12 protein-coding genes are annotated in these 15,387 nt (G+C 47.8%); 9 read left to right on the top strand and 3 right to left on the bottom strand.

Going from position 1 to position 15,387, the window contains the following annotated elements; translation table 11 throughout:
- Positions 1-38: 38 nt before the first annotated feature.
- Entirely contained in the window at positions 39-1,028 is a 990-nt protein-coding gene (locus tag FSB75_RS16070) for a helix-turn-helix domain-containing protein (protein ID WP_172623180.1), read from the top strand.
- A 10-nt stretch (positions 1,029-1,038) separates the two neighbouring features.
- Positions 1,039-2,046, top strand: a complete 1,008-nt coding sequence (locus FSB75_RS16075; RefSeq protein WP_146789575.1) for a hypothetical protein — start codon at positions 1,039-1,041, stop codon at positions 2,044-2,046.
- A 90-nt stretch (positions 2,047-2,136) separates the two neighbouring features.
- Here FSB75_RS16075 and FSB75_RS16080 read toward each other — a convergent pair whose 3' ends face one another.
- Positions 2,137-3,312, bottom strand: a complete 1,176-nt coding sequence (locus FSB75_RS16080; RefSeq protein ID WP_172623181.1) for a right-handed parallel beta-helix repeat-containing protein — start codon at positions 3,310-3,312, stop codon at positions 2,137-2,139.
- A gap of 484 nt (positions 3,313-3,796) precedes the next feature.
- On the opposite strand from FSB75_RS16080, the gene FSB75_RS16085 reads away from it, so the two are divergent.
- Together FSB75_RS16085 and FSB75_RS16090 are read left to right on the top strand one after the other, a co-directional pair.
- Positions 3,797-4,762, top strand: coding sequence for a glycosyltransferase (locus FSB75_RS16085; RefSeq protein WP_172623182.1), 966 nt, complete (start codon positions 3,797-3,799; stop codon positions 4,760-4,762).
- Complete coding sequence (locus FSB75_RS16090) at positions 4,752-5,453, top strand: class I SAM-dependent methyltransferase (RefSeq protein ID WP_146789581.1); 702 nt, start codon at positions 4,752-4,754, stop codon at positions 5,451-5,453. The genes FSB75_RS16085 and FSB75_RS16090 overlap by 11 nt, the downstream gene beginning before the upstream one ends.
- 4 nt (positions 5,454-5,457) lie before the next feature.
- Here FSB75_RS16090 and FSB75_RS16095 read toward each other — a convergent pair whose 3' ends face one another.
- Positions 5,458-7,116, bottom strand: coding sequence for a glycosyltransferase family 39 protein (locus FSB75_RS16095; RefSeq protein WP_146789583.1), 1,659 nt, complete (start codon positions 7,114-7,116; stop codon positions 5,458-5,460).
- A 161-nt stretch (positions 7,117-7,277) separates the two neighbouring features.
- Here FSB75_RS16095 and FSB75_RS16100 point away from each other — a divergent pair, with 161 nt between their 5' ends.
- A complete protein-coding gene (locus FSB75_RS16100; protein WP_146789585.1) occupies positions 7,278-8,489 on the top strand; it encodes a hypothetical protein in 1,212 nt (403 codons plus the stop codon).
- A 20-nt stretch (positions 8,490-8,509) separates the two neighbouring features.
- Here FSB75_RS16100 and FSB75_RS16105 read toward each other — a convergent pair whose 3' ends face one another.
- Positions 8,510-9,400, bottom strand: a complete 891-nt coding sequence (locus FSB75_RS16105) for a flavin reductase family protein (protein ID WP_146789587.1) — start codon at positions 9,398-9,400, stop codon at positions 8,510-8,512.
- A 169-nt stretch (positions 9,401-9,569) separates the two neighbouring features.
- Between FSB75_RS16105 and FSB75_RS16110 the strand changes: the two genes are divergently transcribed.
- The 4 genes from FSB75_RS16110 (at position 9,570) to FSB75_RS16125 (ending at position 15,238) form a co-directional block, all read left to right on the top strand.
- On the top strand, positions 9,570-10,277 hold the full coding sequence (locus FSB75_RS16110) for a GIN domain-containing protein (protein ID WP_146789589.1): 708 nt from the start codon (positions 9,570-9,572) through the stop codon (positions 10,275-10,277).
- Positions 10,278-10,643: 366 nt separating this feature from the next.
- The gene (locus tag FSB75_RS16115) at positions 10,644-13,160 is read left to right on the top strand and encodes a DUF4331 family protein (RefSeq protein WP_146789591.1); all 2,517 of its coding nucleotides are present in this window, start codon (positions 10,644-10,646) and stop codon (positions 13,158-13,160) included.
- Between the two features lie 72 nt (positions 13,161-13,232).
- Positions 13,233-14,570 (top strand): tetratricopeptide repeat protein, encoded by a 1,338-nt coding sequence (locus FSB75_RS16120; RefSeq protein WP_146789593.1) that lies wholly within the window; start codon positions 13,233-13,235, stop codon positions 14,568-14,570.
- A gap of 8 nt (positions 14,571-14,578) precedes the next feature.
- The gene (locus FSB75_RS16125; RefSeq protein WP_227990605.1) at positions 14,579-15,238 is read left to right on the top strand and encodes a HupE/UreJ family protein; all 660 of its coding nucleotides are present in this window, start codon (positions 14,579-14,581) and stop codon (positions 15,236-15,238) included.
- Positions 15,239-15,387: the final 149 nt, after the last annotated feature.

Here is a 15,387-nt window from a genome sequence, read left to right on the forward strand (position 1 = left end):
CTTGAAGAGACATGGCTCCTCAACGCCAACAACACTGCATGAGGCAACAAACAACACAGGATTTTCTTTTCCAACGCATTCGGGAAACCCTTCCGCAGGACAGGGCATTGGTGAATGAAATAGCGGAAACTTTGCACCTCAGCGAAGACAGCGCTTACCGCCGCATACGGGGCGAAACTCCGTTGATTTTAGAAGAAGTGGCTTCGCTCTGCCGCCGCTTTAATCTTTCGCTCGACGGCCTGCTTGATGTTGATGAAAATTGCGTCGTGTTTCGGAACATGGAACCGGGCAAGGGTAACTTCGATTTTAAAGCATACCTCTCGGCCATTGCGCAACAAATCAAGGCACTGGCCGCCTGCAATCAAAAGAGCATCGTTTACGAGAGCAACGACGTTCCTATTTTTCACCAGTTCTCTTCCAAAGCTTTGCTGGCCTTCCGGCACTTCTTCTGGATGCGAACCGTTTTCCGGCATCCTGATTTCCAACACCAATATTCGGCTGCGCGACTAACGCCCGGCGTAGAAGAAATGGCGGCAGAAATTCTTTCGGTGTATAGCCAAATTCCTTCGGTTGAAATCTGGAACACCGAATGCGTAAACAGTACTTTGGTACAGCTCAACCATTATTACGAAACGGGTGTGATAACAAGAGAAGACGCAACTTCCGTGTATATAGGATTGCGCGAAGCGTTAGAGCATCTGGAGCAGCAGGCGGCTTGTGGCTGCAAGTTCATGCCCGGTCAATCGCCGCGCAACCGAAAGGAAAACTTTCGGCTGTTCTATAACCGCGTTGGCTTGGGCGATAACTTGATTTTGACTTTGCACGACGATAGAAAAACGGTGTACGTGAATTACGATGCCTTGAATTACATGGTGACCAGCAACGATAAGTTTTGCAACAAAATTTACGAGCAAATGCAAAACACCATGCGCCGCAGTACACTTATTAGCGGCGTAGCCGAGAAACAGCGAAACATGTTCTTCAACAACCTGTATGCAAAATTGAAGGCGCGCCAAGAAGCCATTTAAAAACAAGACAATGAACACAACGGACTTGCAGATACAGATCTTTCAACGCATCAAAAGCAGTCTTGTACCTGCGGCTTCGTTGGTAGATGAAATTGCCGGTGTGTTAAACATCAGTACCGACAGTGCGTACCGCCGCATTCGCGGCGAGAAGCCTGTGAGCGTTGACGAAGTTTATACACTCTGTCACCGGTACGGGCTTTCGCTGGATGCGTTGATGAACGTGAAAACAGACATCATTCCTTTTCACGGTAAGTACGTTGATCCCGCTTTCTTCCGGTTCGAAGATTACCTGGTTGCCGTGGCAAAGCAAGTGGGTTACATGGCTTCGTTCAAAGAACGGGAAATGTTTTACCTGTGCAAAGACATTCCGTTGTTTCATCATTATCAATTTAAAGAACTGGCGGCCTTCAAATATTTCTTCTGGCACAAAACCTTGTTGCAATCAGCAGGCTTCGCTTCACAAAAAATTGCGCTGAAGAATTATCCCGACGAAGTATATGGGCTGGGGCGGAAAGCGATGGACATTTACAACAGCATCAACTCTTCCGAAATCTGGAATACTGAAAGCCTGAACGGAACCTTGCACCAGGTAGAATATTTTCACGACACCCGCGCTTTTGAAACCGATGCGGATTTGCTTCGGGTGTACGAGTCGCTGGAGCGCTTGTTTGCACACATTGAGTTGCAAGCCGAACTGGGTTACAAATTCGACAGCAATGATCCCGGGCAAAAGCGGCTGGCAGACTTCAACATGTACTTTAACGAAGTGGTTATCGGCGACAATTCCATTGTGGGGGTGCTGGACGGTGTGAAGATTTGTTTTGTAACGCATACGGGCATCAACTTCATGCTCACCCGCGACGTGGATTTTTGCGAGAACATGCACCGCTATTATCAAAACCTGATGCGCAAGTCAACGCTCATTAGTTCGGTAAGCGAACGCGAACGGTCAAAGTTTTTCAAAGTGCTGCGCAACCGTATTGCCGTGCGAAAGCAGAATCTTCGTGTATCGGCCTGACGTATCGCTGCAACAACGAAACAAGACTCTCACAAAAGTCTTGTTTCGTTGTTGTTAGAAGGGGGATTTCATACAAGTCATTTGCATCGTTTACTGGCAGCTTGGTAAGGTCGCTGGAAAAGAGGTGTCGTACAAATTTTTGCTCCAGCAATTGCCGGTGCCGGTCGCGCCAAAATCAGGTCCAAGCCAAAGCAGGTCAGAAGCAAAGTAGGTCGGGAAGTACAGCGATTGCGGGTTAAAGCCGTTGTTTTTAACCTGGTTGCTAACAACTTTTACATTATCGGAAACGGGGTCGATGCCGGGTGTTGGACCAAGAATGGCCGTGGTCACCACTCCGATACCCGTATACTGGTTGCCGGTTACGTGATTATCCTCCACCAGCATGTTATCCACTCCTAAAATTAAAATGCCGATGCCCGTCGGTAAAATGAACTCCAGTTCCGATGGATCGGTTTGAAGATTTGCGTGATTGTTATCCCGAATCTGGTTTTTTGTGATTGTAATGTTGGATGATTCCGATGTTGATTTTCCGGGCACCAGCAAACACAAAATGCCTGCGGAGTTGTCGTGCATATGGTTTTTGTCAATTGTTATACGGGAAGCGTTTTCGGTTTCAATACCGATTGTGTTGGCAAACGATTCGTTTTGCGCAAGAGAAACGCCGGTTGATTCACCAACGAAAATTCCCGTATCGGTATGACCGGTAGCCTCGCAGTGTTCAATTGTGCCGTTGGTGCAATACTGTACGAACAAGCCAAATTCTTCCTTGTTGTTGCCAATGGCCGTTACGTGCGACAACAACAGTCCGTTTATTTCTTTTATTTCCACAGCCCTGTCCTTAAAACCCTGTACGGTAACGTTGCTTAACGCAAATCCATCGGCGCCTTTAACTACTTGAATGCCGATACTTACATCGCCTGGATTTTGAATGACAACGTTGCCTTCTCCCGTTAACGTAATTCCGGGCTTGTTGACTACAATACTTTCCGAATAAGTTCCCTGCAAAATTTTTATCACAGACCCGTTGGGCACGGCGTTGATGGCCGCCTGTATTGAAGTGCCAGGCTGTACTACTATGGCCGGTGCTTTGGCATTGTTGGCTTGCATCGCAAGTGATTCGGCTTTGTCACTCTCAGCATTGTTGGAAGTCAATTCTTTTTTACATCCCGTTACAAATAAAAGGGATGCCGCTAAAAGAAAGATGATGCTTTTGCTTACATCAGCCTGTGTGTTGTGAGGCGCTTTAGAACATTTTTCCTGTTTCATACTTTTCGTTTTTGGTGATGGTAAATGAATTTTGACGGTGTGTAAAGAGAGGAGCGATCGTTCCGGTTGAAAAGCACAAACCGTAGTTGAATGCATCTCTCGTTACCAAAGTAGAATTCCGGAAAGGCGTTTCATAATTGGATTGTCCGTAAGAATTTTTTGGTTTGCATTTTTTGCAACTTCTTATCTCTGTTTCGTTAGATATTAAGAGATGAGTTTTATCCCAAGCAGATTTATTTTGGAAAATGTGCCGCCGCCGCTAAAGGTTTATGCGCAAATCAACATTTGTTAATACATAAGTAAATGAGAGGAGGAAGACCCTTTTGAGGTGCTGTGTAATCGCATCGCTTCCAGAAAGCAGAACCTGACTATATCTGCATAAGCGCAAGGGACAGGTCGTTTCCCGGTAAACTTTTCACAGCCAACGGTAACTGTTTTGTATTGTCGCCCGGATGAATACTTTTGTGCCTTAACTGCTACCGTTGTGAATGCCACTCTCTCAACTGTTATCATTACGCCACTTTACAAAGACTGGGAAAGTTTCCAAATCCTGTTGCAGAATCTCGAAAAAGAATTATCCGGCCAATGGGCATCAACCGGCTTGGTGGTGGTGGATGATTTTTCGTTAGAGCCTGTGCCGGATTTCTTGAAAGAGAGCAACGCTCAGGTTGAGGTGCTGGAACTGATACGCAACATGGGGCATCAAAAAGCCATTGCCATTGGACTGGCTCACGCGGTGGCTTCCTATCCGGATGCGCAAAATTTTGTGGTGATGGATTCAGACGGAGAAGACCAACCGAAGGACGTTGCAAGGTTGCTTGGCGAGATGCACCGGAAAAAGAAAGGCTTTTGTTTTGCCCGCCGCATGAAGCGTACCGAAGGCCCGGTGTTCCGGATCTTGTACAAATTATACAAGCAATTGTTCGGCTTTCTGACGGGCCAGCGTATTAGCTTCGGAAATTTTTGCTGCATGGATGCGGTAACGGCGCAACGGCTGGTGCACGTGTCGGAGATTTGGCTGCATTTTTCCAGCGCCGTCATCAAATCAAAAATTCCGTACACCACTTTGCCCACTCACCGCGGAAGCCGTTACCGCGGCAAAAGCAAAATGAATTACACCTCCCTTATCAATCACGGCTTGAGCGCCATTGCCGTGTACAGCGAGTTTGTGGCAGTGCGCATTACCCTGCTGTCGGTTATCATGTCTGCCATAGCGGGCATTGGCATTTTATCCATTGTTGCCATCAAACAGTTCACGCAATTGGCCATCCCGGGCTGGACTTCTTTCGTGGTCCTGGGGCTCGCCAATCTTATCGCACAATTTTTTTCGTTGGGCCTCCTGCTTTCCTTTGTAATTCTTTCCGCCAAAACCATTCGAAACATAGATCCTTCCCAAGCGTACAAAAATTACATTTTCACGCGTCGTCAACTTGCCCGAAATGAACGCTGATTACATTGGCAGCGAACTGGAACTGTTTCAGTATGCGGTTAACTGGAAAAAGTATTTCAGTTCGTTTTTTCGGCCTTACGTGCGGGGCCGCGTGGCCGAAGTAGGCGCCGGCATGGGCGCCAACGTTCTTTTTTTACTGAATGCCTCCGTGGCCGAGTACCTGTGTGTTGAGCCGGATGCTAAGCTGGCCACTGCCATCGGCAAAAAAATTGCGGCGGGTGAATTGCCCACTCTTTGTTCGGTCAAACAAGGTTTTTTAGAAGAAACCGCAAATGCGTTTGACACTGTTGTTTACATTGACGTATTGGAGCATATTGAAGACGACCGCGGCGAAATAGGCAAAGCCGCCGCATGCCTGAAGCCAGGGGGATATTTATGCGTTCTGGTACCGGCCAACCCCGGCGATTACACGGATTTTGACAAAGCCATCGGCCACTTCAGGCGGTACACAAAAAAAACGCTGGTGAGTGCCGTAGCGCCTTCGCTTCAAATTGAATGGTGTCACTACCTGGACTTTTTTGGTTCTGTGGCATCAAAAACAAACAAGCTGTTTTTAAAACAATCTTACCCCACAAAAAAACAGGTTTTGTTCTGGGACCGCTTTCTTGTTCCCGTCTCAAAATTGCTGGACAAGCCCACCGGCTACCGCCACGGAAAATCATTGCTGTTGGTAGCCCGCAAACGGGACTAAAAAATTACTTGATTTTGTAAACAGAAGCAATTTTTAGCCCGTGCACTTCCTGGGAATAAATTTCATTGGGAAAGGGGAAGGGCTGTGGATGAGCACGAAACTCCGTGAGAAAATAAACGGATTTTGGATAAGCGGTGTAAACAGAATCATCAAAATTTATCCACCGGACGCGTTGCTGATCTTCTTTTTTCAGCAGTTCGCTGTTTTGCTCTGCCCAAGTGCTCGGCGATTGCAGGTAAACCGTATCCGACTTGTCGTGGTTCATGACAAATTCCATTGATTTTCGAAACGAAAGACCCCAATAATCGCGTTCGAAATTTTTCTCAACGGTCTTCGCCGGTAAAAAACTGAAGTAAACGTTCTGGTAGGGGTGCGCCGTAATCATAAAGAAAACGGTACGCAACAGGCTTGCAAAAAAAACCACGGTGGCAAAACGCAGGGGCCATGTCATCCGCTTCTTTTGAAGAAAGGCATAACCGCTAACGAGGCCGCGTAAGGCCAGCAACAAAAAGGCCGGGTACAGGAAAAACAAATGTCGCCAACCGTCGTACAAAATGGAGTGCAAAACAATTACCGCTGCCAGCGGCAGGTAAAAGAAAGCAAGAAAAATTACATCAAGTTTCTGTGCGTTGTTCCTGTATAAATGCAGCCGGTTGGCGAGAATATTTTTTACAATGAGAATAGAACCCAACAGGAAAAGCAGCGTATAAACAACGGGAGTAGTAATGGTAATCCACACCGGGCCGTAGTGCCAGGGAAGGTTGGCCGCATGAGTGATGTGCCCCATGTAAAGCACTTCGTTGTTCCAGCGAAATTTGCTCATGTTTTTAAACGCCAGCAAAAAATTAGAAAGCGGGGCTTCCCATAAAAAAGGCCAGAAAAGAATTACAATGCAAACAAGCAGTGCGCTATAAAGCACCAGCGCAGCCATTCTTTTTTTCATCGGAAGATTGCTGTTGTTCTTCATCGCATCAATAACAAAAATGGCAACGGTGGCCAGCGGGAGCAAAATGCCCATGATGCGAACGTCAATTGTAATAGCACAGGCAAGAGCGTGAAGCAAGGCCAGGCGCCAATTGGGGCTTTTTAGAAACCTTACCAGCGTGTAAAGGCTCACAATGAAAAAGGACATAAAAACAAGATCCTTTGAGTTGTAAAACGCATCGGCAAAAATGCGCGGGCTTAAAAGCAAGAGGATGGCGCCAACCAGTCCAACCTTCCAACTGTTGAACCGCTCCTTTGCCAGCAAATAGAAAAACCACAAGCCGACCCAAAACACCAGAAAGATGCAGAGGTGATGAAGAAAATGAATGCTTCGTGGGTCTTTCAGGCGAAGCGCTTTCTCTAACAGGTAAGCCGGCAGCTCAAACGCCACACCGTAATCCCTGTCTTTCCATTGATGCAGGTTTGGCACGCTGGCCAACACCGAATCGGATTTCGCATAAGCAGGAACAAAACGCTGTACAAGATATTTGGCCGTTATCACCGCGTTGGTACGACTGATGCCTTCGTCCGCCGAGATACCGTAATCGCGATAAATAAAAAGCCCGAGCAAAAGCACACCGAGAAAAAATAAAAAAACAAGCGGTTTTCGATAGCGGTTGGCATTGGCAAAAAAGGAAGGGCGAGAAGATTGTGTATTCAAGGACGAAAGCGGCAGCATTGGTGTTTTTTTCGGGAGGCGAAGATAAAGGCTGACGTAAGTTTTTGCAAATGCGGCATGGCCGCTGCTCCAAAAGGAGAAAACACTATCAGCCCGTGCCTTGCAGAAAAAAATTTCCCCTTGCTTCCATCCTACATCAATTCATAATACCTTGGCCGTTTATGGCTGAACAAACCATTACAAGCTTTTTGCAATCGTTTTACGATAGCCTGCATCGCTTTGCTGATGCCTTTTCGCGGCGGCGTTTTTGGAAGTTGTACCTCGCTCTCCTTTGCAGCGTTTATTGCATTTTGACCAACATTCCGCAATACACAGCGCTTGCGCACGGACAATCGCGGGGCATTGCCATCTGGCACCGCATTGACCACCAGATTGATCATCCCTTCGCCGCCGACACGAGCAACGATCCGGAGTCGCACGAAGCCCGGCTCACCTTTCGGCTCACCGGCCCTTTGCTGGGCAAGTTGCTGCCCACATCCGATTTTCTTCAGCGCATGAAGGGCTTGTTCGTCATTCAAAACCTGTGCGGCATTCTTTTCTTTTACCTGCTTGTTTGTTTTGCCGAACGGCACTTTCAAAACCGCCTGGCCAGCTTTCTGCTGCCCTGGTGCTTTGCCGTACTTTACGCCGGCAAAACTTTTTTCTGCGACACTATTTTTTTCTTTGACGGCCTTGCGTATCTGTCTTTGCTGGCCGCTGTTTGCACACGAAAACCGCTGCTGGTTTTTGCCGCCGTTTTGCTTGCCTTTTTTACCGACGAGCGGGCCCTCATTGGCAGCGGCTTTGTGCTGCTTTGCCACGTGCTCCAAAACCGCGGGCAAAAGAACAGGATGGCCGTTGTAGCGGTAATAAGTGCCGTTGTGGCTTACGCGGCCCTGCGCTTCTTTCTGCAATGGCGCTTCGGCCTGTACACGCCAAGCAGCGACGTGCACATTTTGAACACGGCTTATCACACGTATTTCGGCTATCTTTTGTTGGGGGCTTTCACAGCCTTTAAGGCCTTTTGGCTGGTGCTGATTTTAGGCTTGTTTCTCATAAGAGGTTTCTGGCCGCGGACCATCTATGCCGGCACGCTGGCGTTGGTTACATTGGGCGGCATTTCAGTATTTGATTTTTCGCGGTCAATCAGTTACGGCTTTGTAGGATTGCTGGCGGTACTGCTGTACCTGTACCGGCAACGGGCACAGGCTACCGCGTTGAACAAACTTTTGCTGGTGTTGTTTGCGGTAAGTTTTTTGTACCCGGTTTACGACGTGCACCGTCACGAGCTTTTCATTACCCGTTCTCCTTTAAGTAAATACCTGGAAACAAAATACACGCCCATGCCCGGCGACCGAAACGCTTCTTCTATTCTGGAGCAGAGTACGCATTGAGGCAGCGGCAGAACAAACATTTAGCTACCGCTTTCCATCGCCAGCAACACCTGCCAGGCTTCGTGTACTTTGTTTTGATCGAGAAGTTTCACTGCGTAAGCGTGAAGCTCTTTTTCCATTTCTTCTGGGTTTACCGAATAGTATTGAAAGATGTTTTTCAGATGCTCGTCGTCAAACGATGGTTCAACAACCGGCAACTCGTTCACGTTTGCCAGCATCCCTAAATGATTTCCCGTTAGCAGTTTACTGAACCGAATGCTCTCCGGCAGGGCGTCTATGCCAATGCCCAGTTTTGTATTGGGTTTGGGAACAACAAAGAGATTTTCTTTCGATACACGGCAGTACCAATCGCCGCCAAGACGGGCAATGTGCTCCAGCTTTGTTTGGTCAAACTTTTTTTCTTCGTTCAGAAGACTGTCATCAACATGCAATTTCAATACTTTGCAAATCACTAATTGTCCCGCGCCGCCGCCTTCGCCCAATGATTTTATCTCGATCACCTTGCACTCCATTTTGGCCTTGCTTTCTTTTACCATCGGCGGTTTTACAACGGTTGCTGTCTCTTTGGTAAAACCCGCTTTTACAAATTCGTCCACACCTTTTGGAAACTCACAACTGGCCAAAGAGGTTTGCTGTACCATGTCGTAGGTGACAATGTTGATGACCACTTCCGGTACTTCCAACACATTTTGCAAAGTGTGCTTTGTTGTGTTGTCTCTTACTCTTCGCGACGGCGAGAAAATAACGATGGGCGGGTTGGAGGAAAACAGGTTAAAGAAACTGAAAGGACTCAAATTCACCTTTCCTTCTCTATCAATTGTGGATGCAAAACACACGGGCCGCGGCGCTACTATGTGCTGCAGGTAATATTGTTTTTCAACGGTAGAAAGTGCTTGCAGGTCGAAGGTCATGGCAGCGAAATTAGTTGACCGGTTGATCAGTTGATTGGTTAATTCGGTTCTTTCAAATCAACCGGTCAGCCCATAACGCCGTTTATCCCAAAACGGCCCTGCGGTGTAACATCAAAGCGCCACATTCGTTCTACGAAAAAATTCGTCATCTAAAACCAAAATCATTTTTATGTACAAAACCGTTTTAGCAGCTGCTTTTGTTTTTGCAGCGGCATCTGTAAACGCACAAAAGGAAAAAGAAACCATTGAAGGCAACGGCAAGCTTGTGACCAAAGAAATTCCTGTGTCCTCTTTTGAATTGCTAAAAGCCAGCGGTGTTTACGAGCTCAAACTTTCGCAGGGAGGCAAAGAATTGGTGAAGATTGAAGCCGACGAAAACCTGCAGCAATATTTCAACGTGCACAACGAAGGCAAACAACTGGTAATTGAAATGAAGGACATTAAAGACAAGAACCTGAAGCTGAAAGACAAAATCCGGGTTTACGTGACGTTCAAAAATTTAAAGGAGATGGACTTGAAAACCGTCGGAAACGTGGCCGCCGAAGCGCCCCTGACCTTTTCTGATCTCGCCATCACGAACAAAAGCGTAGGCCACGTTGATTTAAATCTTTCGGCCAATACAATCAATTTAAAAAACAACAGCGTGGGTGAAGTGAAACTGGCCGGCAAAGCGCAGAATGCCGTTGTTACCAATCACGGCGTGGGCCATTTGCAGGCCGGAAGTTTTGTGGTGCAAACCATGAGCATTGACAACAGCGGCGTGGGCAACGCCGAAGTGAACGCCGAAAAAGAATTGAAAGTTAAAGACAACATGCTGGGCCGCGTAAAAAACAAAGGCATAGCACCGGTGAAAAAGAACAACAAAGTTGTGATTTAAGAACAATGTCCTGTGTTCTTACGCGGCCTCCCCATTGGGAGGCCGTTTTGTTTTTGGATGCACCAAAAAGCTGTGTAAAAAAATTCGCAGGGTCAGTTTAACGTGCATCGTTGTTTGGCTAAACAACCGGAAAACAGTGCCGCTGCCTACACAAAGCCATGCGCCGGTTAGCGGCATAAAAGTTTTATTTTTATAGAAGCAATCTGCTTACCTCTCACCCACGTATATCCTTACGCTAAACCGTCCGGCCTTAGATTTCTTCTGATAACCCGCTGCCAACTTTCATCAGCTTACCTGTGTAATTACGTCACGTCCTGTCGGGAAACCACCCTTGTTTTCTTATTTCTTAACCAATAAAACAATCACATGAAAAGAAGATCTACCAGGTCTGCATTCACGGCGCTGGCGGGTATTGTGGGCATTGCGGCTTTGGCTGCAACATTGATGTCCTCCTCTCACCGGGAGGCACCGTTAATTGCCGACGACCCACTGGCCGACAACACGGACGTGTATGCTTTTCGAAGCCCGACCAACCCCGACAAAGTCGTTTTAATTGCCAATTACATTCCGGGACAACTACCGGACGGCGGTCCCAATTATTATCATTTTGGGGAGAACATCCGCTACGAAATTCACATTGACAACAACACGGCCACACCCGGCGATGACGTTGTTTACCGCTGGACATTTACCCGGACAAACCAAGATCCGACGACGTTTTTCAACATCCGGTTGGGAAAGGAAAACCTGAAAACAACTTACACGCTTGAACGCATTAAAGGCGGCACTACGCAAACCATCGTTACCAACGGCATCGTACCTCCGTACAACGTAGGCCCGCGTTCCATTACTTCTCCTGTTGGTCTTGGCGCACCCAGCTACGAAAGCCTGATGCAACAAGCCGTGATGACGGCCAGCACTGGTGAACGCGTATTTGCCGGGCCGGTTGATGATCCCTTCTTTGTGGATGCCGGTGGCATTTTTGATTTGGGCGACAATCCCCGCACCACAGGCTCGCGTCCGCAGGATTTATTGCGTTACAAAAACGTGCACACGCTTGCGCTTGAAGTGGACATTTCTACCCTGCAAAAAGACGGCAAGTCCGCAAGCCAGGCTGCCAATATTCTGGACGGTGATTTTGTGATTGGCGTTTGGGCTTCGGCCAGCCGAAGACAGATGCGGGTGTTGAACGGTGACGGCACCGAAACACATTCAGGTAACTGGGTGCAAGTATCCCGTCTTGGTATGCCCTTAACCAACGAAGCCGTTATTCCCATCGGTTACAAAGACAAGTGGAATTCGATGACTCCCTACCAGGACCTTGCTGCCGTTTCCACTTATGGTAATTTCTTTTACAATCCCGAACTGGCTTTGTATATGGATGACACCAAGTTTGGTCCTGCTATACCGGCTTTGGCAAAGTTGCGCATACAGCGAAATTCTCTGGGTGCCTTTGGTTTTGGCAACGGGCAAGACGGTCTTTACCCGCTGAAAGGAACAGCAGCCGTTGCGGGCACTGCGCTTGACGATGCCATTGCTGGCAATATCCTCTTGCCCGGTCCCGGAAAACCACGGTCGGTTGACCTTTATCCCATCTTCAATACCGGTGTGCCCAACCTGCGTCCTTATCAATTGGCAACGGGAAAATTGGGAAATCCATTGGCAGCGGGCAAACCTTTTATCAACAATTTTCTGCCCAACGGCGGCGACATGTTGCGCCTGAATATGGCCGTTCCGGTAACGCAGCGCAACAGTCCCGACTTTAGCAGCGAAGGCCTGTTGTGGACAGCGGTGCTGGGCCTGACTGATTCCCGGTTTAACACCAACAGCAACCTGCAATTCATACCCAACATGGACGGCTTCCCCAATGGCCGCCGGCTTGAAGATGACGTAACCCGCATCGAATTGCAAGCCGTCAGCGGGATTGTTTTGTCCGTGCTTGGTCTTTATTACGATGACTTTCAACCCTCACGCATGCAGTCCGTCATGGAAAGAAACGTGGCCACCCAAGCCAGCATTGCGGGATACACTTTCGTAGGTGCGTTTAACGGCCATACGTACTACAAGTCAACTGCGAAGCAAGCTTGGGCTGAAGCCCGGTTTATTGCCCAGCAGAACGGGGGCTACCTGGCAACCATCAGTAGCCAAGCCGAGAATGATTTCTTGTTTAACAACGCTGCAAAAGACCCTTCGGTTCCGGTAGGCTTTTTCGACCGGGGCACTTGGATTGGCTTGAACGATGCAGCGGTTGAAGGAACTTTTGTGTGGGAAAACGGCGAAGCCGTAAGTTACACAAACTGGCTCGCGGGCGAACCCAATAATTACCCTCCTGGTGAAGACTACGTGGAAATGCTGCCTTGGGGGAATGGCCAGTGGGCAGATTACTTTAACGGCGACGGCATCACGCCGAAGCTTCTGAACGTGCTGACTTACCAAACCGGTATTAACCGCAACGACACGACTCTTCGGTCAACCTTCCCGTTTGAACAAATTCCGTGGTCGGGAACGTACAACTGGAATTGCAACGACATGTCGCAACTGGCGCCCACGGCCGGGCCGCGAGACGGCATTACCATGCGGGTACGGGGACCAAATAGTCCAAGTTCTCTGGGCCTCGCCACACCAGATGCCATGATGACGGCTATGCCAAATCCATTTACCAACCGTACGCACATCACTTATCATATCGCTTCATCGTCTATGGTACAGATTGCGGTTAGCGATGCGCAAGGACGTATGCTGAGTATGTTGGTCAATGCCAAGCAAGAAGCCGGCACGTACAACCTTGACTGGGATGCGGGCAATGCCGCGAAAGGTTTTTACTTCATCACCATTGTAAAAGATGGACAGGTGAAACAAACCGTTCGCGTGCTGAAAGGCTAATCCAATTATACATGAAGTCCGTAATAGATACGGACTTCATGTTTCTTTTATTCGCTGTAAACAATAACCATTATGAAAAAGAAATTTACCTACATCGTTCTTCTTCTTTTCTTTTTCGGGGCAACGGCTTTTGTGGTGTTGCGCTATACAAACAAGCTGCAAAACAAGGCCAATGCTTTTTACCCGCTAAAAGAGCGCAAAGGTGCGCTGGCGCAAATGCCCGAATGGGCCTCGGTAAAGGAAAAAGGAGATAAACTCATACGCATTGTGCGGGAAACGCCGACCGATACCAAATCAACACTGTCCCTGGCAACGATTTATATTCAGGAAGGCCGGGCCACCGGTGATTATACGTACTATGATGAAGCCGCGATGAAATACATTGACGATGTGTTGGCTTCTGAACCGTACAATTTTGAAGCCTTGATGCTAAAATCGCTGGTGCAACTTTCGCAACATCATTTTGCCGACGGTTTGGAAACCGCCGAAAAAGCCAAAGACATCAATCCTTACAACGCTTATGTTTATGGTTTGATTACCGACGGCAATGTAGAAATGGGAAACTATGACGCTGCGGTGAAAAGCCTCGACAAAATGGTTTCCATTCGTCCCGATCTTCGCTCCTATTCACGCATCTCTTACCTCCGCGAAATTCACGGCGATCTGCCCGGCGCCATTGATGCCATGAAGCAGGCTGTGGACGCCGGTTATCCCGGTGACGAAGGAACCGAATGGGCAAGAATTCAACTGGCACATTTGTACGAAAACGTTGGCGATTTAAAGAACGCTGAAATGCACTTTACCATTGCTTTGCAGGAACGTCCGGGTTATGCTCATGCCGTTGCCGGATTGGGAAACATTGCCGTCGCAAACAAAGATTACGCAAAGGCGATTTCACTCTATCAACAAGCCGACACTTTACAAGCTGACTATACATTCAAAGAAAAATTGGCCGAAGTTTATTTGTTCAACGGCCAAAAAGAAAAAGCCGAAGACCTGATTGATGCGACAATTGATAAACTGAACGAAGCCGCCAACAACGGCGAAGTCAGTGCATCGCATCACGTGGACAAAGAGTTGGCTTATGTTTACTTGTTGAAAGGCAAAACCGGTAAAGCTGTGGATCATGCTTTGGCTGAATGCCGCCGCCGTCCCGACAACATTGATGTGAACGAAGCCGTGGCTTGGGCTTATTACAACGAGGATGCGGAGAAAGCGCTTCCTTACCTGGCCAAAGCTTTGCGAACGGGAAGCAAGAATCCAACCTTGCTTTGCCGTGCGGGACTTATTTACAACAAGGCAGGAGACAAAACAAAAGCCAAACAATTTTTAAGTGAAGGATTGAAGAACAACCCGAACATTGATCCATTGCTGATGCGGGAAAGCAAAGAAGTTTTTGTTAAGCTTTAATGCTTGTTATGAACGCAACGAACCAAAAAAGAGCCTTTCTTTTTCTGCTTTTACTGGCGGCATCACAAGTTGCGTTTGCCCACACGGTAAACTACGAGTTGGCCAACGCACCGCTGCACAACGTGATTGGCTTTTACATGAAGTTGGGCATTCAGCACATCATTCCTTACGGCCTCGATCACATAGTTTTTGTGGTGGGACTTTGTTTACTGAGCACAAAGCTCAAAAGCATACTATGGCAGGCAACGGCGTTCACCGTGGCGCATTCGGTTACGCTGGCACTAAGCATGAAAGGCGTCATTACCTTGCCTGCATCAGTGGTTGAACCCATCATTGCTTTGTCTATTTTGTTTATTGCGGTGGAGAATATTTTAATCACCGAATTAAAGCCCTGGCGCATTGCGGTTGTGTTTTTATTTGGCCTGATTCACGGCCTTGGTTTTGCCAGCGCTTTAAACGAAATAGGTTTGCCGCCGAACCAGTTTTTGCTTTCCATTCTTTCGTTCAATCTTGGCGTGGAGATCGGACAAATCATTGTCATTGCTTTGGTCTTCGGCCTCATTATTTTACCTTTTGGCAGAAGGCCTTTGTACCGCAAAAGTTTTGTGTATCCGCTTTCGGCGGTGATCGGCGTCGTGGCGTTGTGGTGGACGATACAACGATTGTAAACAGAGAATGCTTCGTGCTTCGATATAACAACCACGCCCTTACTGCGAACAAAAATATTACCTGAGAAAACATGTTTCCGGCCTTTAAACCTTCTTTCCTTTTCACAAAAAAGGCGCAACCGTTTATCGTTGCGCCTTTTTTTATTGTC

It is taken from the genome of Flavisolibacter ginsenosidimutans, from assembly GCF_007970805.1.
Classification (GTDB): domain Bacteria; phylum Bacteroidota; class Bacteroidia; order Chitinophagales; family Chitinophagaceae; genus Flavisolibacter; species Flavisolibacter ginsenosidimutans.